Raw genomic sequence first — 22204 nt, 5'->3', positions numbered from 1 at the left:
GGCGTCAGACGACGTCGTGTCCGCTGACCGTGGTCTCCGGGATCTCGTCGCGGACGTCCCAGTGCTCGACGATGAGTCCGCCTTCGAGCCGGAAGATCTCCACGACCACCGAGCCCCGGTCCGTCGCGGTGGCGCGGAAGTGGGTGTGCACGAAGACCAGGTCGCCGGAGCTGGCCGCGCGCTTGATCTCGAACCGTGCGTCGGGGAGCTGCTTGCGGAAGCCCTCGATGAACTCGACCAGCGGCTTGCGCCCGTCGGGCAGGTTCGGGTTGTGCTGGATGAGGTCCGCGGCCAGGTACTTGTCGGCCAGGTCGGTCTGCCCCTGGTTCCAGACCGTCTCCAGGTAGTCGCGCACGAAGTTCACCTGGTGGCTGCTCATGAGTTCTCCTTGACTGACTGATCTAGCTGATGTGTACAGGTGTGGCGGGCTGCTCGGCGGACGCCGCCGAGGCCTGCCGGACGGACAGCACGTGGGCCAGCGCGGCGAGGACGAGGACGCCCAGGGCCGCGGCCGGGATGGGGCCCGCGCCCACACCGGGCAGCAGGGAGCTGCCGATGAAGCTGCCGAGGCTCATCCCGAGGTAGAGCGCGGCGGCGTTCAGGGCGAGGATCAACCCCGGTTGCAGGGGCACGAGTTCGACCAGCCGGGCCTGCTGCGGAGCCTGGTAGAGCTGGCTGAAGAAGGCCCAGAACGCGAAGAACACCAGCCCGGCGTGGGAGTGCGGGGCGACCAGCAACAAGGCGAAGCCCGCGGCGAGTCCGATGACGGCGAGGCCCACGGTCCGGTCCCCGCCGAGCCGTTCGGCGATCCTCGGTGCCGTCGCGTTGCCCACGACGCCGATGACGCCGAAGGCGAGCAGGGTCACGGAGATCAGCCCGGAGGACGCGTCGAAGCGGTCCTTGAGGTAGGCGCCCGCGATGCCGTAGACGGTGAACTGGGCGGCCATGAAGAGGAGGGTCGTCGAGACGGTGGCCACGGTCGCGGGGGTGTGCAGCGCGCCGCGGTAGGCGCGGACGGTGGGCGGTTCGCCGGCCGGGATCTCGGGGACGAACACGAACACCGTCACGAAGGCGATCGCGGAGAGCGCGGCCACCCCGAGGAGGGCCGGGCGCCAGCCGAGGCTGCCGCCGAGGAAGGAGGCCAGCGGCACCCCGAGCACGGCGGCGGCCGTCATCCCGCCGAAGACGGTGGCCAGCGCCCGCTGCCGGCGCTCCGCCGGGACGATGAGCGCGCCGGCCGCCGAGGCGCCGGGGCCGAAGACGGCGGCGCCCATCGCGGCGAGGACCCGAGTGACCGTCAGGAAGCCGTAGTTGGGCGCCACGGCGCCGAGCGCGGCGCCGACCGTGAGCAGCCCGATGCCTACGAGGAGGACGCGTTTGCGGTTCCAACGGCGCAGCAGGATGGGGGCGGTGGGCGCGCAGACGGCGAAGGTCAGCGCGAAGACGGTGACGAGGATGCCCACCGAGGCGGGCTGGACGTGCAGGTCGTCCCCGATCGGACCGTTCAGGCCGACGACCGCCAGCGAGATCGTCCCCAGGCTGAAGTAGCCGAGTGACAGCGACAGCAAGGCAGGTAAGGCGTTGCGGGACGGCATCACGCCACCTCCTCTTCCGAACGTTTCGAACGGGAAAGTTGCATACGGCGACCGTAGGAAGGCCCGCCGGGCTCTCGCGCGCGTCGCGAGGAGGCCGGCGGCACTGCCCGAGGTCCGTCCCCGCACTACGTCAGGTCGCGCCGAAGGACCGTGAGCGCAGCACCAGCGGCACGCTCCGGTCGGTACTGATCAGCCAGTGCTCGACGCCGTTGACCAGCAGGAGCAGCAGGGTGGTGAGGGCCAGCACGGCGAGGGCCGGCACGAAGGGCGCGGCGACTGCGGCGGCCAGGAGGACCAGTCCGCAGTAGAAGCGGGTGGCGGACGCGGCGCCGAACATCCGGCGGCGCGTGTAGCAGAACGTCAGCAGGATCAGGGCGGCGCCGACGGGCAGCAGTCCCGCGGCGCCGGAGTGCGGGGCCCGCAGCGGGTCGTGGACGGTGCGTACGGCGCCGACGGAGACCAGCAACAGGCCCGCGACCAGGGCGAGATGGCCGTAGCTGAGGACGTCGCGGACGACGACGGCGGGCGTGGGGTGGGTGCGCAGGGCGTGGGCGACGGCCGAGGCGGCGAGGTGGAAGTAGAGCCACCACAGGGCGCAGCCGATGAGGAAGGCGAGGACGAGCGCGGTCAGGCTGACCGGGTCGAGGGGGCCCTTGGCGACTCCGGCGCCGACGGAGAAGATGTTCTCGCCGAGGGCGATGATGATGAACAGCCCGAAGCGTTCCGGGAGATGGTTGACGCCGAAGGCCAGTCGCCGCAGATGGCCGCTGAGCAGTACGGGTGCCACGAGTTCGGCGATCACGGCGAACGCCCAGCACACCGCGCGCCAGGGGGCGGGGAGGGTGGCGGCGGCGAACAGCACGAGCGCGAAGGCGAGTCCGGCGCGGTAGGGGTGGATGGTGTAGAGGGCGCACTCTCTGCGGATGGCCTCGCCGATGAGCAGGCGCAGGGCGAGGTAGCTGCCCGCGTACAGCAGGGCTTGTTCGCGGTCGACGAGTGCTTGTGGCGCGGCAACCGCCATGCCGTAGACGGCGAGTGCGGTCATCAGGAGGAACACGCGTTGCAGGTTGGTCTCGTGGACGGCGTTCATCGCCATGACGACGTCCACCCAGGCCCACCAGAGCGGGACGAGCACGAGCAGACACTGTCCGAGGACGGGCCAGGTGGGGTGCCCGGCGAGCAGGTGCGCGATCTGGCCCACGCCGAACGCGAGGACCAGATCGAAGAAGAGCTCCGCCCAGGTGGCCCGGTCGCGCACCTGAACGGCCGGGACGGTCGTTGTCGCGGTTGCGTCGGTCATCGTCGTATCGGCGCACGGGCGGAGCCCGGAGAAGGCGGAATCGCCGAACTGGGCTCCTACTGCGGCGAGTCGGGTCGCCTGCTGTCGGAACTCCGGGACGGCAGGGGGTCGTTGGCGGTGACGGTCATCCGGGGGTCCGGTCGAGCAGGGCGGTGACCTCGGTGCGGAAGGCGGCGAGGCGTTCGGCCGCGTGGTCGGGGCTGATGCGGGGCTCGTAGACGGCGGACGGCTTTCCGTCGGGCAGCGCGTCGGCGAGCGACAGTCCGGGGTCGGCGCCGAGTCGGGCCAGCGCGCCCACGCCGAGGGCGGTCGCGTCGGGCAGCACGGACACCTCGACGGGGCATTGCAGCAGGTCGGCCTGGGTCTGCATGAGCAGGGCGGAGCGGGCGAGGCCGCCGTCGACGCGCAGCACGTCAAGGGGGGTGCCGAGGTCGGTGGTGGCGGCCGCGGCGAGTTCGACGACCTGTGCGGCGATGCCCTCGCACAGGGCGTGCACCAGGTGCCCGGCCGTGGTGTCGAGGCCGAGTCCGGTGAGGGAGCCGCGCAGGTCACCGCGCCACCAGGGGGCGGCGAGTCCGGCGAGGGCGGGGACGAAGGTCACGCCGCCGTTGTCGGGGACGGTGCCGCCGACGCGGTCGAGGTCGGCGGGGCCGGTGACGACGCCGAGGTCGGTGAGCCAGCGGACGGCGGACGCGGCCGTGTACACCTGCCCGTCGAGGCAGTAGCCGGTCCGCCCGTCCAGCCGCCAGGCCACACAGCTCACCAGGCCCGAGTCCCCGCGCCGGGGCGTGTCGCCGGTGTGGGCGAGCAGCAACGCCCCTGTGTCGTACGTGCACTTGGCGCCGCCGGGGGCGGTGATCCGCTGGGCGAGGAGGGCCGCCTGCTGGTCCACGACGAGTCCGGTGAGGGGGATCTCGGCGCCGAACGCGGTGGTCGTACCGATCGGCCGGGCGCAGTCGACAACTCCCGGGAGGCGTTCGTCCAGGAGTCCGTAGAGGTCGAGGGCGCGGGGCGACCAGGCTGCCTTGTCCAGGTCGAGGAGTTGGGTACGGCCGGCGGTCGCGGCGTCGGTGACATGCGTGCCGGTGAGGCGGTGCACCAGCCAGGAGTCGCTGGTGGTGACCATGCCCTCGCGGGTGAGGTGGCGGCGGATCCAGGCCATCTTGGGTGCGGCGAAGTACGGGTCGAGGGGCAGGCCGGTCAGTGCGCGTAACTCGTCGGCGTGCTCGGCGAGTTCGGCACAGACGCGCTCGGCGCGGCGGTCCTGCCGCACGAGGGCGTCGGTCAACGGCATACCGGTGTCGGGGTCCCAGGCGAGCACGGTCTCCCCCTGGTTGGCGAGGCCCAGCGCCGTCACGGGTTCATCGGCCTCGGCGAGCGCCCGGCGCCCGGCGACGATCACCGACTCGTACAGTTCCTCGGGATCGGCCTCGACCAGGCCGCCCGGCGGCCGGCGATTCCCCACCGAGACGAACCCGGTCCCGATCACACCGCGTTCGGGACAGATCACCAGGGCCTTCGTACCGGATGTTCCCTGGTCGACGGCGAGTACCGGACCCGTCATACCACCCCTCCCGTAGATCAACGCCCGCCAGCCTGCCGCCGCTCCGCACACCACGTCAAGCATTTCTGATCTTCAGTCAACTCGCAGATATATCTGTGGAGTTGGGGAGGATCGGGAAGCGGCGGGGAATGCGGGAGTACGAAGCCACAGCACGGATACGGCAGGATGAGCGGTCGCGTCAGCACACGGGCCCCCTCCCGGCCGGCGCGAACGCACGACCGGCAATGCCCGCAATTCGAGCAGGTGGCAACAACGTGACGACACTGCACATCCGGCCGTCCGCGGCGCTCTTCGCCGCAGTTTCTTCTCCCGGAGGTGACCGATGAACCGCACGCCGACCCTGGACGACTTCATGCTGGCCGGAATCGCCCTGGCCTCGGGCCTGTTGGCGGCCTTTCTGCTGCGCGTACTGCTGCGCTGGCTCGGCAAGCACGCCGATCGGACGCGCTGGAGCGGCGACGACGTGATCGTCGACGCGCTGCGGACCGCGCTGCCGTGGTCGGCGATCGCCGGTGGCGCGGCGGTCGCGGGGGCGGTGCTGCCGTTGACGCACACGGTCCAGCACCAGGTCAACCAGAGCCTCAAGGTGCTGATCATCCTCGCCGTGACGGTGTCGGCGGCCCGGGTGGTAGCCGGCCTGGTCCGGGCGGTCACCAACTCCCGTTCCGGTGTTGCCGGTTCGGCCACGATCTTCGTCAACATCACCCGGATACTGGTCCTGGCCATCGGTTTCCTGGTGATGCTGCAGACGCTGGGCATCTCGATAGCGCCCATGCTCACCGCCCTGGGCGTCGGCGGTCTCGCCGTCGCGCTCGCGCTTCAGGACACCCTCGCGAACCTCTTCGCGGGCATCCACATCCTCGCGTCGAAGACCGTGCAGCCCGGCGACTACATCCGGCTGAGCAGTGGCGAGGAAGGATACGTCGAGGACATCAACTGGCGTCAGACGACGGTCAGGGCGCTGTCCAACAACCTCGTCGTGATACCGAACGGCCAGCTCGCCAAGACGAACATGACCAACTTCATGCGTCCCGAGCAGCAGTTGACGATCCTGGTCCAGGTGGGTGTCGGCTACGACAGCGACCTGGAGCATGTCGAGGAGGTGACCATGGAGGTCATCGCCGAGGTCATGACCGACATCACCGGCGCGATCCCCGAGCACGAACCGGCCATCCGCTTCCACACGTTCGGCGACTCGCGGATCGGCTTCACGGTGATCCTGGGCGTGGGCGAGTTCAGCGACCAGTTCCGCATCAAGCACGAGTTCATCAAGCGCCTGCACAAGCGGTATCGGGAGGAGGGCATCCGCATTCCGGCACCGACGCGGACGGTGGCGCTCCAGCAGGGGTCCGTCGCCATACCGCAGCAGCGGGTCCCGGAGGACGAGCCGGGCGAAGTCTCCTCCACCCGGCTCGACTGACCTGGTCGGTCAACTCCCTCAGAGCGTCGCCGAGTTGTCGCGGTAGTGCCGCGGGGCGGTGAGCGACGGCTTCACCGGCGTCACCGTCCAGTCCGGATGACCGGGCATGCGCGGCGTCGTCGTACCGTAGAGCCAGTCCCGCAGGAAGCCGGACAGGTCCTGGCCGGAGACCGTCGACGCGACGGCGATGTAGTCCTCCGTCGTCGCCGAGGAGTCGCGGTAGCGGGCGAGGAAGTCGCGCTCCACGGCGTGGAAGGTGTCCTCGCCGATGAACTCCCGCAGGGCGTACAGGACCAGGACACCGCCCAAGTAGCGCTGGTTGTCGAAGAGGTTGACCGCGTTGGGGGCCGCGACCGGGCCGGAGTCGTGGCGCCACTGGTCGCCGCGCGCGTAGGTGTCCTTCATGCGGGCTTCCATCGTGGTGAGGCCGAGGGAGTCCGGCCAGCCGCGCTCGTAGCGGTAGAGCAGCCCGTAGAAGTCGGCGTGCCCCTCGTTCAGCCACAGGTCGGCCCAGGTGGCGGGGCTGACGCTGTTGCCGAACCAGGAGTGGACCAGCTCGTGCATCATGTGCGAGCCGATCTTGCTCTCCGCCTGGAGCAGGAAGTTCGGCTTGTACAGGGTGAGGGTCTGGGTCTCAAGTCCCGTGAAATCAAAGGCGGTCGGGCTGTCGGAATTGCAGGGAAGCAGTCCGTACGTCTCGAACGGGAACGCCCCGAGCCGCTGCTCCAGCCAGTCCACCAGGCCCGGCGTCAGCGCGAGCGCCGGTTCCAGGGCGGCGGCGCGGGCGGTGGGCACGATGTCCCGCAGCGGCAGCCCGTGCGGGCCGCTGCGCTCCTTGACGACGTAGTCGCCGACCGTGATCTGCACCAGTTCGGTCGCCATCGGCGAGCGCGAGCGGTAGCTGAACGCGGTCCGGTCGCCGTCCAGCCGCTCGGTGCACACCAGTTGACCGTTCGCGACCCCGCGCAGCCCGTCCGGGACGGTGATGCGGAACGTGAAGTCGGCCTTGTCGCTGGGGTGGTCGTTGCAGGGGAAGACGGTGTGCGCGAGGTTCGGCTGGCCGCACACCGCGAAACCGTCGGGGGTGAGGACCCAGCCGCCGGTGGGCGCGGCGGCGCGGCTCGGGTCGACGGAGTACGAGACGCAGACGGTGACTCGGCTCCTCTCCGGGAGAGTTCGGGCGGGCGTGATCCGCAGCTTCTCGTCGGCCTGCTCGAAATCGACGCCACGGCCCTGGACGCGGACCTCGTGGATGTCGAGGCCGAGGGCGTCGAGGGAGAACCGGGTCAGGGCCTCGGTGGTGCGCAGTTCTATCGTGACCGTGCCGTCGACGAGCTTCGTCGTCGCGTCGTAGGCGAGGTCGAGGTCGTAGGAGCGGACGCGGTAGCCGTCGTTGCCGAGGCTCGGGTACACCGGGTCGCCGAGGGTCTCGGCACCCTCGTCGCCGTAGCCTCGCGCATTCGTCCCGTCGGCGTTCCCCCGTCCGGCCGCGAAGGCCGGGGAACCCATGGTCAGCGCCGTGCCCGTACCTATCAGGGCGGCCAGCGGGGCAGTCACTCTGGTGCGATTTCTCATGATCCGCTTTCGCTCGGGCGGCCGGGTGGTCAGCTCCGGCCGTCGGTCAGTGAAGGTGATCCACCCGTTACTGACCACGGGATCGGGCGAACGGTTGCCCTTGATCGTCGGACAGGTGTTCGCGCAGTGCGGACGGACCGCTGTCGAGTGGGACCGCATCACGAGATATCTTGATGTCGAGCAATGTTGCAGACGTGGAGCGGAGCACCGGTGACTGACTCGACCATCATCTATACGCACACTGACGAGGCCCCGGCCCTGGCGACGTATTCCTTCCTGCCGGTGGTCCAGGCGTACGCCTCGCAGGCAGGTGTCGCCGTGACCACGCGGGACATCTCGCTGGCCGGGCGCATCATCGCCGTGTTCCCGGAGTACCTCACCGAGGACCAGCGGATCCCGGACGCCCTGCACGAGCTGGGCGAACTGGCGAAGACGCCCGAGGCCAACATCATCAAGCTGCCGAACATCTCGGCGTCCATCCCGCAGCTCAAGGCGGCCGTCGCCGAGCTGCAGGAGCAGGGTTACGCGCTGCCGAACTACCCGGACGACCCGAAGACCGACGAGGAGCGTGACATCCAGTCCCGCTACGACAAGGTCAAGGGCTCGGCCGTGAACCCGGTCCTGCGCGAGGGCAACTCCGACCGGCGCGCCCCCGCCTCGGTCAAGAACTACGCCAAGACCCACCCACACCGCATGGGCGCCTGGTCGGCCGACTCCAAGACCAATGTCGCCACCATGGGCGAGAACGACTTCCGCTCCACCGAGAAGTCCGCGACGATCGCCGAGGCCGGTGCGCTGCGCATCGAGCTGGTCGCCGAGGACGGCACCACCACCGTGCTGCGCGAGTCGGTACCCGTCCTCAAGGACGAGGTCGTCGACGCCTCCGTGCTGCACGTCGCCGAGCTGCGCGAGTTCCTCACCGCGCAGATCGCCCGCGCCAAGGCCGAGGACATCCTCTTCTCGGTGCACCTGAAGGCCACGATGATGAAGGTCTCCGACCCGATCATCTTCGGCCATGTGGTCCGCGCCTTCTTCCCGAAGACCTTCGAGCAGTACGGCGCCACGCTCGCCGCGGCCGGTCTCTCCCCGAACGACGGTCTCGGCGGCATCCTCAAGGGCCTCGCCGCGCTGCCCGAGGGCGACGCGATCAAGGCCTCCTTCGACGCGGAGATCGCCGAGGGCCCCGCGCTCGCGATGGTCGACTCCGACAAGGGCATCACCAACCTGCACGTGCCGTCCGACGTGATCGTCGACGCCTCGATGCCGGCCATGATCCGCACCTCCGGCCACATGTGGGGCCCGGACGGCGCGGAGGCGGACACCCTCGCGGTGCTCCCGGACTCCTCCTACTCCGGCGTCTACCAGGCCGTCCTCGACGACTGCCGCGCGCACGGCGCCTACGACCCGTCGACCATGGGCTCGGTGCCGAACGTCGGTCTGATGGCGCAGAAGGCCGAGGAGTACGGCTCCCACGACAAGACCTTCGAGGTCCAGGCCGCCGGAACGGTCCGCCTCGTCGACCAGGCCGGCAATGTCGTCCTGGAGCAGCCGGTCGCCAAGGGTGACATCTTCCGCGCCTGCCAGACCAAGGACGCCCCGATCAAGGACTGGGTGAAGCTGGCCGTCACGCGCGCGCGTGCCACCGGCAACCCGGCGGTGTTCTGGCTCGACGAGACCCGCGCGCACGACGCCCAGCTGATCAAGAAGATCGAGGCATACCTCCCGGAGCACGACACCGAGGGCCTGGACATCCGGATCCTCGCGCCGGTCGAGGCCACCAAGCTGTCGGTGGAGCGCATCCGCCGCGGCGAGGACACCATCTCGGTGACCGGCAACGTGCTGCGCGACTACCTGACCGACCTCTTCCCCATCCTGGAGCTGGGCACCAGCGCCAAGATGCTGTCGGTCGTCCCGCTGATGGCGGGCGGCGGCCTCTTCGAGACGGGCGCCGGCGGCTCCGCCCCGAAGCACGTCCAGCAGCTCGTCAAGGAGAACTACCTGCGCTGGGACTCGCTCGGTGAGTTCTTCGCGCTGGTCCCCTCCCTGGAGCAGTACGCGACGTTCACCGGCAACGCCCGCGCGCAGGTCCTCGCCGACACCCTCGACCGCGCGACGGCGACCTTCCTCAACGAGGACAAGTCCCCGACCCGTCGCGTCGGCGGTATCGACAACCGCGGCAGCCACTTCTTCCTCTCCCTGTACTGGGCGCAGGAGCTGGCCGCGCAGACCGAGGACGCGGACCTCGCGAAGGCCTTCGCGGGCCTGGCCGAGACCCTCGCGGGCGCCGAGCAGCAGATCATCGAGGAACTCGGCGCGGTGCAGGGCAGCCCGGCCGACATCGGCGGCTACTACCAGCCCGACCCGGCCAAGGCCGCGAAGGTCATGCGCCCGTCGACCACGTGGAACGAGGCGCTGGCTTCCCTGAGCTGACACGCGGAGCCTTCCAGGGCACTCGCGCTTGTCTCTCCGCCCCGGCCGGGGTCTCCTCCGGCCGGGGCGGCTGCGTTCGTCCACGTTCGCCCCCGGTCCGTGATCGTCGCTGCCGATACCTTGATCCTGCACCACGCCACTGACAACGCCTCCGGGAGCCGCCCGTGTCCCCCTCCGCGCCGTCGTTCGAGCTGTTGCCCGGCGCCGCCGACTCGCCCGTCATCCTCCATGTCCCCCATTCCGCGCGGGAGATACCGGCCGGCGTCCGCGCGGGCATCGTGCTGGACGACCCGGAGTTGGAGCGGGAGCTGGACCACATCACCGACGCGCACACCGCCCGGATCGCCGAAGAGGCGGCACGCGCGTGTGCCCTCACCCCATGGCGGTTCGTGAACCGTCTGTCCCGGCTGGTCGTCGATCCGGAGCGGTTCCCGGACGAGCGGGAGGAGATGCTCGCCGTGGGCATGGGCGCGGTCTACACCCGCACCGCGCACCGCGCCGAGCTACGGCCCGCCGACCACGACCCCGAGCCGCTGATCGACCGCTACTTCCGCCCGTACGCCCAGGCCATGACGGAGGCCGTCGCCGACCGGCTGGCCACGACCGGCCGGGCCGTCGTCGTCGACCTGCACTCCTACCCCACCGCCCCGCTCCCCTACGAACTGCACGGCACCGGCCCCCGCCCGCCCGTCTGCCTGGGCACGGACGCCTTCCACACCCCGCCCACCCTGCTGGCGGCGGCGCGCGAGGCGTTCTCGGGGTGCGGGGAGATCGGCGTCGACAGCCCGTTCATCGGGACCTACGTCCCGCTGGAGTTCTACGGCAAGGAGCCCGCCGTAGTCGCGCTGATGGTGGAGCTGCGCCGGGACACGTACATGACGGAACCCGGGGGCCCGCCCGACGGCCTCTCGGTCGCCCGGCTCGCTTCCGCGCTGGCGGCGCTCGTCGCCGCCGTATCGGACTAACCTCCGGCTGGAGCACTCCCGCAGGACAGGCGGGCGGGGGCGTACGAGGGTGGACGCATGACCGAGGAGACCACCACGCTGACCAGCCAGGCCCCGCAGCCGCCCGTACGGGACTGGCCCCCGATCGACCTGACCGGGACCGACTTCGACCCGGTTCTCTCGGAGCTGATGCGCGAGGGTCCGCTGAACCGGATCCGGCTGCCGCACGGTGAGGGCTGGGCGTGGCTGGCCACCCGCTACGACGACGTGAAGATGATCACCAACGATCCGCGGTTCGGCCGCGCAGAGGTGACGACCCGTCAAGTGACGCGCATGGCCCCGCACTTCAAGCCGCGCCCGGGGTCGCTGGCGTTCGCCGACCAGCCGGACCACAACCGGCTGCGCAAGCCGGTCGCGGGCGCGTTCACGGTCGGCGCGATGAAACGGCTGCGGCCTCGGGCGCAGGCGCTGCTCGACGTGCTGGTGGACGGGGTCGTGGCGGACGGGCCGCCGGCGGATCTGATCGAGCGGGTTCTGGAGCCGTTCCCGCTCGCGGTGGTCAGCGAGGTCATGGGGGTGCCCGAGGAGGACCGGGAGCAGGTGCACTCCTGGACCCGGCAGATCATCTCCACGTCCGGTGGCGCCGAGGCCGCCGACCGGGCCAAGAACGGCATGTACGCGTGGATCACCGACACCATCCGCGCCCGCGCCGACAGCGACGGCACCGACGTGTACTCGCTGCTGGGCAACGCCGTGGCCCGGGGCGACATCAGCGAACCGGAGGCCGTGGGCCTCGCGGGTCCGTTGCAGATCGGCGGGGAAGCGGTCACCCACAACTGCGGCCAGATGCTGTACCTGATGCTCACCCGTCCCGAGCTGCTGGAGCGCCTGCGGGGTCAACCGGAGTGCAGGGAGGCCGCGTTGGACGAACTCCTCCGCTTCATCCCGCACCGCGCGTCGGTCGGGCTGGCCCGGATCGCCCTGGAGGACGTCGAGTTGCACGGCCACCGCATCAGCGCGGGGGACCCGGTCTACGTCTCCTACCTCGCCGCCAATCGCGACCCGGCCGTCTTCCCGGACCCGGACCGCATCGACGTCGACCGCGATCCCAACCCGCATCTGGCCCTGGGCAACGGCCCGCACTACTGCACCGGTGCCGTGCTCGCCCGGCTGCAGACCGAACTCCTCGTGGACACCCTGCTGGACCGGTTGCCCGGGCTCCAACTCGCCGTCCCCGCCGAGGAGATCGTCTGGCGCCGGAAGACGATGATCCGGGGTCCGCAGACGCTGCCGGTGACCTGGTAGGGCGCTGGGCCCTGATGCGCGAGGAAGGGGTGTCCCGCTCTCCTTCCTCGCGCACCGTCGGTCACGCCCGCAGCCACTCCGTGACGACCACCTCCCCGCCGGTCCGCAGCCGTAGCGCGAAAGGACCGGCCGGGGGTACGTCGCTGGTGAAACGGCCCATGGCGTCGGCCGTGAGAGTGGTGGGGCGCAGTGCCTGGAGGCCGTTCAGGACCTCGATGCCGGCCGGTTGCGGCGGCATCACCTGACCCATCAGGCCCTCGCTCGTGACTTCCACGTCGACGCTGAGTTCGCCCGCCGTGAAGGTCAGCATGCGGGGTACGTCCAGGGCTCCCCTGACCGGGATGGCGTCGACCAGGGAGTCGAAGGTCAGCTCCGCGAGCCGGGCGTCCATGTCGTACAACGCGTAGGCGTCCATGGCGACTTGGCGCAGTTCGGCGGGGAGCGGGTCCAGGATGGCGACCGCCTGGCGCAACTCCTCCTCCAGGAGGGCGTCGTCGAACTCCGAGCCGTCGCCGTCCTGTTCACCCTGCTGGTCGTCGAACTCCTCGTCGTCGAAGGGGTCCTGGCCGAACGCGTCGAACGCGCCGGGACCGTCGCCGTACATGCCGTTCACAGCGCCTCCCCGGCGTTCAGTCGGGCTCGTAGCCGGCGCAGACAGCGCTGGCGCATGGGTCCGATACTGCCCACGGCGATGCCCAGACCGGCGGACACCTCCTGATAGCTGGGTGGCGGCGAGGCCATCAGGACGCGCAGTAACTGCCTGCACCGCTCGCCGAGTTCGGCGAACTCCTGCCACAGCCTGCGGATGCGCTCGGCCTCGGAGGCCGCCTCCTCCGAGTCGAGGACCGACTGCTCGGGGGTGCGCTCCTCGCTGACGCGGTCGAGGAGTTGGGGATCGTCCGTGGGCATGAGCCGCCGCAGTCCCTTGATCACCTTCAGGCACTCGTTGCGCGCGGTGCTCGCCAGCCAGGAGCCCGCCTTGTCGGGTTCCCGGATCCGGCCCAGGTGCTGGGCGAAGCGGAACCACACGGTCTGGTACACCTCGCCGGCGTCGGCGTCGGAGAGCCGATGGGCGCGGACCACTGACCAGACCAGTGGGCTGAGCCCCTCCACGAGCGCCTTCCAGGCCGCCGCGTCGCCGTCGACTGCCGACCGGACGAGCGCGCCGACTTCTGCACGGTCCACGGTGCCACCCCTCGTGTACGGCATGTCATCGTACGCCGTGGAGGGGATGGTTCCGGCCCTCATGCCGGTGCGGAGAGCGGCACGACGGGGACCGGGCGCCAGGTGGGCGGGCGCAGCGCCGGTACATGCGCCCCGCGCACTTCGGCGTACTCGGTGTTGGCCGCGAGGAGTTGGGTACGGGCGGTGCGCGCGTCGCTCTCCTTGTTGGCCGTCATGTAGGCGGCGACCAGGCCGGCGGCGACGGGGGTGGCGAACGAGGTCCCGCTCCAGTGCGCGAACCCCTCGAACATCACCTGGTCGGGCCTGCCGGCCGAGTTGGCGCCCTGCTGGCTCAACACCCCGGTGTGGGCGGGGTATTGGCAGGTGCAGGAGTAGGTGAAGCCGAACCGGCAGGCGTCGTAGGTGCTGTGCTGGTAGGTGTACGGCGTCGGTGCGTCGAAGCCGGTGAGGGGGCCGACGAGCCGCTCGCCGGGGGCGTAGGCCTTGACCCAGGCGCCGTGGTTGCTGAAGCAGGCGCCGTGCTCGCCGTCGCCGCGCAGTGCGCCGACCGAGAGGACGACGTCCTGGTAGTCGGGCAGGTCGGCGTAGGCGGCGGGCCAGAAGGGGGTGGCGCTGGCGTTGTTGCCGGCCGCCGCGACGAGCAGGGTGCGCTGGGCGCGCAGGGCCTGCATGAAGCCCTCGACGCCGAGGAGGCCGTCGGTGCGGCCGTTGCTGGTGCCGGCGGAGAGGCTGATGACGTCGGGCCAGCCGTTCTGGTCTACGGCGGCGAACAGCGCCTCGCCGAAGTCCGATTCGAGGATGGCGCCCGCGTCGTTGAGGGTGTTGCGGACGGTCACCTCGGTGTTGGGCGAGACGGCCGCGACGAGCCCGGCGATGAACGTGCCGTGCCCTACGTACTGTTGGAGCACTCCCGCCGCGTCGGTCTCCTTGATCTGCGGGTCGCCCTGGACGTGGGCCAGCAGCGGGTAGGACCGGTAGTCGTGCATGAGTCCGGTGTCGATGACGAGGACGTCGACGGCGGTGTCCGCGTCGTAACCGGCTTCCACGGGTACGGGGTTGGCGCCCTGGGCGAGCGGGGCGGGCACGGGCTCGTCGCCGGGACAGGCGTTCACGGCGATCGACACGACGTGGTTGCGGCTGACCAGTCGGCGGCCCGCGCGGCCCTCCGGTTCGCGCAGGGCGCGCAGGGCGTTGGCGACGGCGCGGTCGCCGCGCCGGTCGCCGTGGGCGGGGTCGCCGACCTGGATGCGGGTGATCCCGGACCGGTTGGTCTCGGGTCCGGCCCTGCGGACGGAGTCGGCGGTGAGGCCGGTGGCCTCGGTGAAGTGGGTGCGTACGGTGTCCTCGACGAGGCGGGCCTCCTCGCCGTCGCGGGCTAGCACGACGCCCTTCTCGTAGAAGAACTCGGCGGAGTCGTCCGGTCCCATCGCGAGGGGGATGTCGGGCATCGAGCGCTGGATCTGGTCGAACTGCTCGTGGAATCGCTGTGGTGCCATGGCGTGTCCTCCCACTGGGGCGGCGGTCGTCAATCAGAGCCCGCGGGCCGTTACTTGATACAGCGCCAAACACGTGTGGTGTGCACCGGGGGCCACTACCATCCGAGGAGTGACAGCGGATGGCGACCCGGTTCTCGAACTGCTGCCGATGGTGTTCGCGGCTCCGAGCGAGGCGCTGGCCGGGGCGAGGGAGGTCCTCGACGGCGATCCGACGCCGTTCCAGGCCTCCGTGGCCCACCATGTGATCGGTATCTGGCAGCGGGACTTCGGCGATCTCCGGCTCGCTCTCAAGCACTTGCGGCGCGCCCGCGACCTGGCGGCGCGCGCGGAGTCGGCGGACCGTGAGGCGGACGTCCTCGGCACGCTCGGGGTGGCTCTGGTGCACGCGGGCCGCACCCGGCAGGGTCTGGCGGCCTTCGAACGGGGCATCGCCCGCGGCGGCAAACAGTCCAGGTCGCGCGTCCTGTATCTGCGGGCCTACGTCTGGTGGGTGCTGGGCCGGCACAAGGAGGCGCTGGACGACGTACGGCGGGCGATCCCCGTGCTGCGGCAGACGGAGGACGTGATCTGGACGGCGCGGGCGCTGACCCTGCGGGCGACCGTGCATCTGGCGCTCGGCGCGGTGGACCGGGCCGACGCCGACTTCACGGCGGCCGAGCGGCTGTGGGAGACCACCGGCCAGGAGCACGACAAGGCCGACGCGGTGGAGAGCCGGGGCCTGGCCGCGTTCCGTTCGGGCGACATCCCGGTCGCGCTCCAACTCCTCGACGAGGCCGAGGAGATGTACGCCAAGCTGACCACCCCCACCTTCATGCTCACCATCCGCCGGTGCGAGGTACTGCTGAGCGCGGGCCTGGCCGCGGAGGCACTCGCCCAGGCGGACACGGCGATCGGGCTGCTCGACGGCATAGGCGGACAGTCCACCCGCAAGGCGGAGTTGCTGCTGGTGGCCGCCCGGGCGGCGCGGCTCGCGGACGATCCGCCCACGGCGATCGCGCGCGCGGCCGTGGCGGTACGGCTGTTCGCCGCGCAGCGCCGCACCTGGTGGCAGACGCATGCACAACTGGTGCTGATCGAGGCGAGGTTGGCGGCCGGTCGGGCCTCGGGCCGGCTGGTCGCGGACGCCGCCGCGGTGGCCGGCCGGCTGGCCGCGTTCGGGTCCCCCTCGGCGCCGGAGGCCGCGCTGCTCGCGGGCCGGATAGCGCTGACGCTGGGCTGGACGGCGGACGCGGAACGGCACTTGGCGGTGGCCGCCCGCAGCAGACGCGGCGGTCCCCCGCTGGCCCGGATGACCGGCTGGGCGGCACAGGCGCTGCGCGCCGAGGCCGCCGGTTCGGGACGCGGCGTGCTGGAGGCCTGCCGGCGCGGGCTCGACGTCCTGGACGACCACCGTACGACGCTGGGCGCCTCGGAGTTGCGGGCCCGGGCCACCGCCCAGGGCGCGGAGCTGGCGGCGCTCGCGCAACGGGCGAGCCTCGACTCCGGTGGTCCGCGACGGCTGTTGGCGTGGAGCGAGCGCTGGCGGGCGACCGCGCTGTCCACCCCGCCCGCCCGGCCGCCCGCCGACCCGGCCCTGCTCAGCGGTCTGACGGCGTTCCGCGAGATCGCCGCCCGCGCGGAGAAGGCCCGGATGGAGGGCCACCCGGTACCGGCCCTGGAACGCGAACAGCGGCGCCTGGAACGGGAGATCCGCTCCCGCACCCTCCATATGCGCGGCGACGCCCCCGGCGAGGGCGAGCGCTTCGACGCAACTCGGTTGCTGGCGCGCCTGGGTGAGGGGCGGCTGGTGGAACTCGCCGTGGTCGACGGACGGGTGCACGCCCTGCTGTGCGGTCAGGGGCGGGTCCGGCGGTTCGCGGCGGGCCTGCTCTCCGAGGCGATGGCCGAGGCGGAGCACGTGCAGGCGGGGCTGCGGCGGCTTGCGCACCCCGGCGCGGACGCGAGGCTCCCGGTGGTGGAGGCGGCGGGCCGGCGGCTGGAGGAACTGCTCCTGGGCGAGGCGGCCCAACACCTGGGCTCCGGGCCGGTGGTGGTGGTCCCGCCGGGCCGACTCCACCGCGTTCCCTGGGCGTTGCTGCCCTCGCTGCGCGAGCGGGTGCTCAGTGTGTCGCCGTCGGCGGGCAGTTGGCTGCGCGCCCTGGACACCCGGCCGCCGCCCGGCGGACGGCATGTGCTGGTGCGCGGGCCCGGTCTGGCGACCGGCGGCGCGGAAGTCCCGGACCTGGCCGACCGCTACGGCAGGCCGACGGTCCTGGAGCACGACGACGCCGAAGTCCCCCGGGTGCTGGCCGAGTTGGACGGCGCGACGTTGGCCCATATCGCCGCGCACGGCACGTTCCGCGCGGACAGCCCTTTGTTCTCGTCCCTTCGCATGGCCGACGGCCCGCTCATCGTCCACGACTTCGAACGCCTGGCCCGCAGCCCGTACCGGATCATCCTCTCCAGCTGCGACACCGCCCGCCTCGCCCCGGTGGGCGCGGACGAACTCCTGGGCCTGGTGACGGCGTTGCTCCCGCTGGGTACAGCGGGGGTGGTGGCGAGCAGTGCCCCCGTCAACGACGCCGCCGTGGTCCCGCTGATGCTCGCCCTGCACAAGGGCCTCAGCGCGGGCCTGTCCCTGGCGGAGGCCCTGCGCGACGCCCGGGCCGCGCTGCCGGGAGACGCGGTCCACCAGGCGACGGGCTGGGCGTTCACCGCGTTCGGAGCGGCCTGACCGGCCGCCCCGGCAGCGCACCGGTCACGCCGACCGCGCCGTCGGCAACTCCACCAGCCACGACAGCGCGCCACGGTCGCTCGCGCCAACTGGCAGAGCCCCTGCCCCACACCCCGGCCACACCCCCGGGCGACACCGTCCACCACGCCACAAGCCGGGCACTCACTCCCTTCGCAGCGGCCTCACCGGCCGCCCCGGCAGCGCACCGGTCACGCCGACCGCGCCGTCGGCAACTCCACCAGCCACGACAGCGCGCCACGGTCGCTCGCGCCGAGGCGGGCGTAGGCGCTGTAGAGGTGGTTGCCGACGGTGCGGACCGAGAGGGTGAGGCGTTCGGCGATCTGTCGGTTGCTGAGGCCCGCGGCGGCGAGGGTGACGATCTGCCGCTGGCGGGCGGTGAGTTCACCGAGCACCAGGCCGGAAAGGGCCGGGGTGCGGGCGCCCTGGCAGCGGCGGGCCAGCGCGACCGCGCGGGTGCGGGACATGCGGGCGGCGCGAGGGTCGCGGTGCGCCCGTACGGCCTGGGCGTGCGCCTCGGCCGCGAACAGCAGGAACCCGCGCTGCTCCAGCTCCCCCGCCACCCGGTCCAGCGCGGGCCCGTCCCCGTCGACCAACGCCTCGGCGTGCCGCGCGAGGACGGCCGGTCCGTCGCCGGGCAGCCGGGCGAGCCGGCCGGCGACGCGTTCGGGAGCACCGAGGCGTACGGCGTCGTAGAGGGCGTAGGCGGCGGGCCTGCCGTCCTCGGCGGTGCCCCCGCGCCGGTCCGGCGTCAGCGCCTCGGCGACGGTCTCGCGGGCCGTCTCCACATCGCCCCTGGCCGCCGCCAGCCAGCCGGTCGCGGGGCGGTGGGCGAGGGTCTCGCCGGTGTCCGGGACATCGCCCGACTGGGCGGCGGCCAGGGCGAGTTCGACCCCGCAGGCCCGGTCCGCCGGGGTCTCCCGCAGGCCCTCCCGCGCCCAGGCCGCGGCCTCGCGCAGTTCGCCGCGCAGCCTCGCGAACCGGGCGCGCACGGCCGCGTACCCGGCCGGTACCGGTGCGCCCTCGGCCACCAGCCACTCCCCCACCGGCGTCGGCAGCGGCCGTACGTCGGTCCGGTCGATGCGGTCGGTGAGCGCGGCGCGTTCGGCGGCGAGGGCCGGGACGCACTGGCCGGGGGTGCGGGCGAGGCGGCGGGCCCGGAGCCGGCCTGCGGCGGCGCGCAGCGCGGGGCCGTGCAGGGGGTGGGTGAGGTGGACGGCGCCGCGGTCGTCGACGTGGATCAGGTCCTCGGCCTCCAGGCGTTCGAGGATGTCGAGGTCGAAGTCGTCCAGCGAGGGCGCCAACGGCTCGGCGAAGGCCAGGCGTTCGAGGCTCTCGCGCTCGTCGAGGTCGGCGCGGGCGATGACCTGCGCGGTGCGTTCGCGGACCGTGGCGGTGACCGGCACCGGGCCGCGCCAGGCCCACTCGTCGGTGTCCGTGGCCCGGGTCAGCAGCCCGCGCTCGCGCACCGCGCCGAACAGGTCGCGCAGCAGGCGCAGATCGCCTTGGCAGAGGTGGTGGAGGCGCTTCAGGGTGAGGGGTTCCAGCGGGCCGCCGGCGCCCGCCGCCAGTAACTGGGCGATCTCCTCGCGGGGCAGCGGCTCCAGCGCGAGGCGCGGCAGCAGTTCGCCCGTCCACAGGCGGGACACCGCGCCGGGCACGGGGTTGCCGTCGGTCACCACGACCACCAGGCGGGTCCGGCCGTGGACGGCGAGCTGGTGGACGAGGGCGGCGGAGGAGTCGTCGAGGAGGTGGGCGTCGTCGATCAGCAACAGCCGTGTTCCGGACAGGAGTTGGACCGCTCGGTGCAGCGAGACGCTTTCGGACAGCAGGTGGGCGAACGCGGCGAAGGGCAGCGTGCGGGTCTCCGGTGTCCCGGTGACACGGACGCAGTCGCCGCCCCGGACGGCCTCGGTGACCAGCCGGGTCTTGCCCCGGCCGGCCGGGCCGGAGACCACGATGCCGTGCCGGCCGGCCGTCAACGACCCGCGGACCAGTTCGAGTTCGTCCTCCCGGCCGGTGAACGGCCAGGGCAGTTCAAGGGTCTTCGCGTCCCGTTCGAAAGTCATCACACAGATATGAGCCGGGCTACTCATCCCTGATACAGGGTGACTTGAGTAGCCCTCGACTCAGGCGCCCGGGTACGGTCAACGGCACTCTGGTCGCATGACCGCTCGCTACTGCTCCCTCGCGCAGCAGCCGGCCCCGGAGTTCGGACCGGGACTGGCCGCGGAGCGGCGCGGTGCGCTCGTCGGCGGAAGCCGGATGTGGGTCAACGGCACGGTCCTGCACTACTACTTCTTCGACGTCGACAACTCCGCCGCCGCCGACACGTCCGTCATCCCGGTGCCCGGGACCGGCGAGCTGCGGCGGGTGCCGTGGGCCGGTGCCAAGGAGCAGCAGGACGTCGTCCGCGAGTGCTTCCGGGAGTGGCAGGGGCTCGGCATCGGTGTCGGCTTCGCCGAGGTCACCGACCGTTCGGAGGCGGAGCTGCGCATCGGGTTCCAGGCCGGTGACGGCTCTTGGTCGGCGGTGGGGCGCGACGCGCTCACTGTCGGTCTCGGCGACCGCACCATGAACTTCGGCTGGGACCTGACCGCGCCCGGACAGCGGGGCACGGCGTTGCACGAGATCGGGCACGCGCTGGGCATGCTGCACGAGCACCAGAGCCCGTTCGCCGGGATCCACTGGGACGACGAGGCCGTGTACGCCGAGCTGGCGGGCCCGCCGAACTTCTGGAGCCGGGACCGGACCCTGTTCAACATCCTGCGCAAGCTGGACCCGGACGAGGTCAACGGCTCCGTCTGGGACCCGCAGTCGATCATGGAGTACCCGTTCGCGTCGGGCCTGGTCCTGGAGCCGGAGGAATACCGTACGGGCCTGCACCCGCACGGCGGTCTCTCCTCCGCGGACAAGGAGTTCGTGCTGCGCTGGTACCCGCCCGTCGGCCCTCCCCGGCCGGCCGAGCTGGTGCCGTTCCGCTCGGCGCCGCTGCGGCTGGGGCCGGGCGAGCAGGCCGACTTCACGATCGAGCCGACCCAGACGCGCGAGTACGCCGTCGGTGCCTTCGGGGACAGCGACACGGTCGTCGTGGTCTTCGAGGAACGGGACGGCGAACCGCGCTTCCTCGCCGGTCAGGACGACGGGGGAACACCGCACAACGCAACGCTCAAGGTCCGGCTCGTCAGGGGCCGCCGCTACTTCGTCCGTGTGCGTCTGTACTCCACGTGGGGGTCGGGGGACACCGCAGTGATGTGCTGGTAACAGCACGGGTACAGCCGCACGCGGGCGGACGGACCACAAGTCCGGCGCCGGGGGAAGCGGCCGAGGTTCGTAGCCTTCGGGGGAGGGATACGAGCCTCGGCCACGCCGCTGTGTTCAGCCGCCGAACCGTTCTAGGGCCCCAACTCCAGTGGCCGGGCGGGGTCCTTGGACCACTCCTCAAGTGAACCGTCGTACACGGACACGTCCGTACGGCCGAGCAGGGTGAGCGCGAGTGCGGCGCCCGCGGCCGAGATGCCGCCGCCGCAGTACAGGACGACCGGTGAGTCGTCGGTGTCGAGAACGGCTCCGACCCTGGCGGCGAGTTCGGGCTCGGGCAGTATGTGCCCGGTGGCGTCCAGCAGGCCCCGGCCCGGGAGGCTGCGGCTGCCGGGGATGTGTCCGCGGCGGCTGTAGCGGGTGGGCACGGAGCCGTCGTAGCCGCCCGGGGGCAGCGCGCAGACCAGGGTGCCGGGCCGCTCGCCGCGGCTGATGGCGGCCACGTCCTCGATCCCGGACCACAGATCCGGTCGTACGACGGGCGTCACGGGGCGGACGACCGGCGCCGGGTCGGTGTCGTCCCCGGCGGCCAGCGGACGGCCGGCCGCCTCCCACGCTTCGAGACCGCCGTCCAGTACCGCCGCCGGTACGCCGATCGCCCGGAGCATCCACCACATGCGGGCCGCCCAGATGCCACCGCCGCTGTCGTACGCGACGACCTCGACGCCCTCCCCCACCCCCAGCCGGGCCAGCACGGCGACGAGCATGCCGGGGGACGGCACGGCGAAGTGGTACGGCGCCTCGTGGTCGGAGAGATCGCCGGTCAGATCGGCGTGTCGTGATCCGGGCAGGTGCCGCTCGGCCCAGGTCCCGCGCCCGCTCGCGGAGCGGTAGTCGCCGTCCTCACGGGGCGAGGGCAGCAGCGCGGTGGCATCGAGGACGACCAGCCGGGGATCGTCGAGATGCGCGGCGAGCCAGGTGTCGTCGACCAGGGGGCCGGGCAGCAGGGAGGTGGTCATGGCGGCCGATCGTACGCCCGCCACCTGGGCGTCTCACCCATCGGGCATGGCCGTCCCGTATTTCGGACGAGGCTTGCACAGAATCCGGGTGGTGCGGTTGTCGTTCGGCCATCTACGCGGGAGCCCCTACCCGGTTGGGCTGAGAGGGCGTCTGGGACCGGCTCGTCGAGAGTCCGGTCCCCATGGGGACGCCGACCGCACCACTCGCGCCTCAGCGCCCGCGTAGGAGTTCACGTGTCTACAACAGTCGAGCCCCAGCACCCGGTGGTCAACTCCCCGGCGCGCCGCTCCTGTTGTTGTCGCATGCACTGATCCACCGCCTTCGCGCACCCCCTCCCCCTCCCTTCAGGCGCCGTCACGCCTGCGCACGTTTCGGAGT

General features: G+C 71.9%; 16 protein-coding genes. 6 read left to right on the top strand and 10 right to left on the bottom strand.

The genetic code is table 11. The features are described 5' to 3' along the window. Positions 1-4: 4 nt before the first annotated feature. The 4 genes from ACIBJH_RS06385 to ACIBJH_RS06370 all read right to left on the bottom strand — a co-directional run bounded on the left by ACIBJH_RS06385 (position 5) and on the right by ACIBJH_RS06370 (position 4459). Positions 5-379 (bottom strand): ester cyclase, encoded by a 375-nt coding sequence (locus ACIBJH_RS06385; RefSeq protein ID WP_399115699.1) that lies wholly within the window; start codon positions 377-379, stop codon positions 5-7. A gap of 22 nt (positions 380-401) precedes the next feature. Further along, the gene (locus ACIBJH_RS06380; protein WP_399115698.1) at positions 402-1595 is read right to left on the bottom strand and encodes an MFS transporter; all 1194 of its coding nucleotides are present in this window, start codon (positions 1593-1595) and stop codon (positions 402-404) included. Between the two features lie 130 nt (positions 1596-1725). Beyond that, positions 1726-2895, bottom strand: a complete 1170-nt coding sequence (locus tag ACIBJH_RS06375) for a low temperature requirement protein A (RefSeq protein WP_399115697.1) — start codon at positions 2893-2895, stop codon at positions 1726-1728. Positions 2896-3019: 124 nt separating this feature from the next. Beyond that, a complete protein-coding gene (locus tag ACIBJH_RS06370; protein ID WP_399115696.1) occupies positions 3020-4459 on the bottom strand; it encodes an FGGY family carbohydrate kinase in 1440 nt (479 codons plus the stop codon). Positions 4460-4781: 322 nt separating this feature from the next. Between ACIBJH_RS06370 and ACIBJH_RS06365 the strand changes: the two genes are divergently transcribed. Beyond that, positions 4782-5879, top strand: a complete 1098-nt coding sequence (locus tag ACIBJH_RS06365; protein ID WP_399115695.1) for a mechanosensitive ion channel family protein — start codon at positions 4782-4784, stop codon at positions 5877-5879. Between the two features lie 18 nt (positions 5880-5897). On the opposite strand, the gene ACIBJH_RS06360 is transcribed toward ACIBJH_RS06365, so the two are convergent. Continuing rightward, positions 5898-7454, bottom strand: coding sequence for a M1 family metallopeptidase (locus ACIBJH_RS06360; protein ID WP_399115694.1), 1557 nt, complete (start codon positions 7452-7454; stop codon positions 5898-5900). 210 nt (positions 7455-7664) lie between these two features. Between ACIBJH_RS06360 and ACIBJH_RS06355 the strand changes: the two genes are divergently transcribed. From ACIBJH_RS06355 to ACIBJH_RS06345, 3 genes are all read left to right on the top strand, one after another. Beyond that, positions 7665-9884, top strand: coding sequence for an NADP-dependent isocitrate dehydrogenase (locus ACIBJH_RS06355; RefSeq protein WP_399115693.1), 2220 nt, complete (start codon positions 7665-7667; stop codon positions 9882-9884). A 164-nt stretch (positions 9885-10048) separates the two neighbouring features. Beyond that, positions 10049-10849 (top strand): N-formylglutamate amidohydrolase, encoded by an 801-nt coding sequence (locus ACIBJH_RS06350; protein WP_399115692.1) that lies wholly within the window; start codon positions 10049-10051, stop codon positions 10847-10849. 57 nt (positions 10850-10906) lie between these two features. Beyond that, a complete protein-coding gene (locus ACIBJH_RS06345; RefSeq protein ID WP_399115691.1) occupies positions 10907-12133 on the top strand; it encodes a cytochrome P450 in 1227 nt (408 codons plus the stop codon). A gap of 61 nt (positions 12134-12194) precedes the next feature. Here ACIBJH_RS06345 and ACIBJH_RS06340 read toward each other — a convergent pair whose 3' ends face one another. From ACIBJH_RS06340 to ACIBJH_RS06330, 3 genes are read right to left on the bottom strand one after another with little or no spacing between them, the layout of a single operon-like run. Continuing rightward, the gene (locus tag ACIBJH_RS06340; RefSeq protein WP_399116366.1) at positions 12195-12737 is read right to left on the bottom strand and encodes a hypothetical protein; all 543 of its coding nucleotides are present in this window, start codon (positions 12735-12737) and stop codon (positions 12195-12197) included. Between the two features lie 5 nt (positions 12738-12742). Then, positions 12743-13381: an RNA polymerase sigma factor gene (locus ACIBJH_RS06335; protein ID WP_399115690.1), complete on the bottom strand. Its 639-nt coding sequence runs from the start codon at positions 13379-13381 to the stop codon at positions 12743-12745. Continuing rightward, on the bottom strand, positions 13378-14814 hold the full coding sequence (locus tag ACIBJH_RS06330; protein WP_399115689.1) for a S8/S53 family peptidase: 1437 nt from the start codon (positions 14812-14814) through the stop codon (positions 13378-13380). Before ACIBJH_RS06330 ends, ACIBJH_RS06335 begins: the two co-directional genes overlap by 4 nt. A gap of 109 nt (positions 14815-14923) precedes the next feature. Between ACIBJH_RS06330 and ACIBJH_RS06325 the strand changes: the two genes are divergently transcribed. Beyond that, entirely contained in the window at positions 14924-17527 is a 2604-nt protein-coding gene (locus ACIBJH_RS06325) for a CHAT domain-containing protein (protein WP_399115688.1), read from the top strand. Between the two features lie 209 nt (positions 17528-17736). Here ACIBJH_RS06325 and ACIBJH_RS06320 read toward each other — a convergent pair whose 3' ends face one another. Continuing rightward, entirely contained in the window at positions 17737-19614 is a 1878-nt protein-coding gene (locus ACIBJH_RS06320; protein ID WP_399115687.1) for a LuxR C-terminal-related transcriptional regulator, read from the bottom strand. A gap of 97 nt (positions 19615-19711) precedes the next feature. On the opposite strand from ACIBJH_RS06320, the gene ACIBJH_RS06315 reads away from it, so the two are divergent. Continuing rightward, the gene (locus ACIBJH_RS06315; RefSeq protein WP_399115686.1) at positions 19712-20809 is read left to right on the top strand and encodes a M12 family metallopeptidase; all 1098 of its coding nucleotides are present in this window, start codon (positions 19712-19714) and stop codon (positions 20807-20809) included. A 131-nt stretch (positions 20810-20940) separates the two neighbouring features. On the opposite strand, the gene ACIBJH_RS06310 is transcribed toward ACIBJH_RS06315, so the two are convergent. Then, on the bottom strand, positions 20941-21825 hold the full coding sequence (locus tag ACIBJH_RS06310; RefSeq protein WP_399115685.1) for a sulfurtransferase: 885 nt from the start codon (positions 21823-21825) through the stop codon (positions 20941-20943). Between the last annotated feature and the right edge of the window lie 379 nt (positions 21826-22204).

The sequence above is a fragment of the Streptomyces sp. NPDC050548 genome, from assembly GCF_044457385.1.
GTDB lineage: Bacteria > Actinomycetota > Actinomycetes > Streptomycetales > Streptomycetaceae > Streptomyces.
Note: the sequence above shows the minus strand (reverse complement) of the source record. Positions and strands in the feature narration are given on the sequence as shown.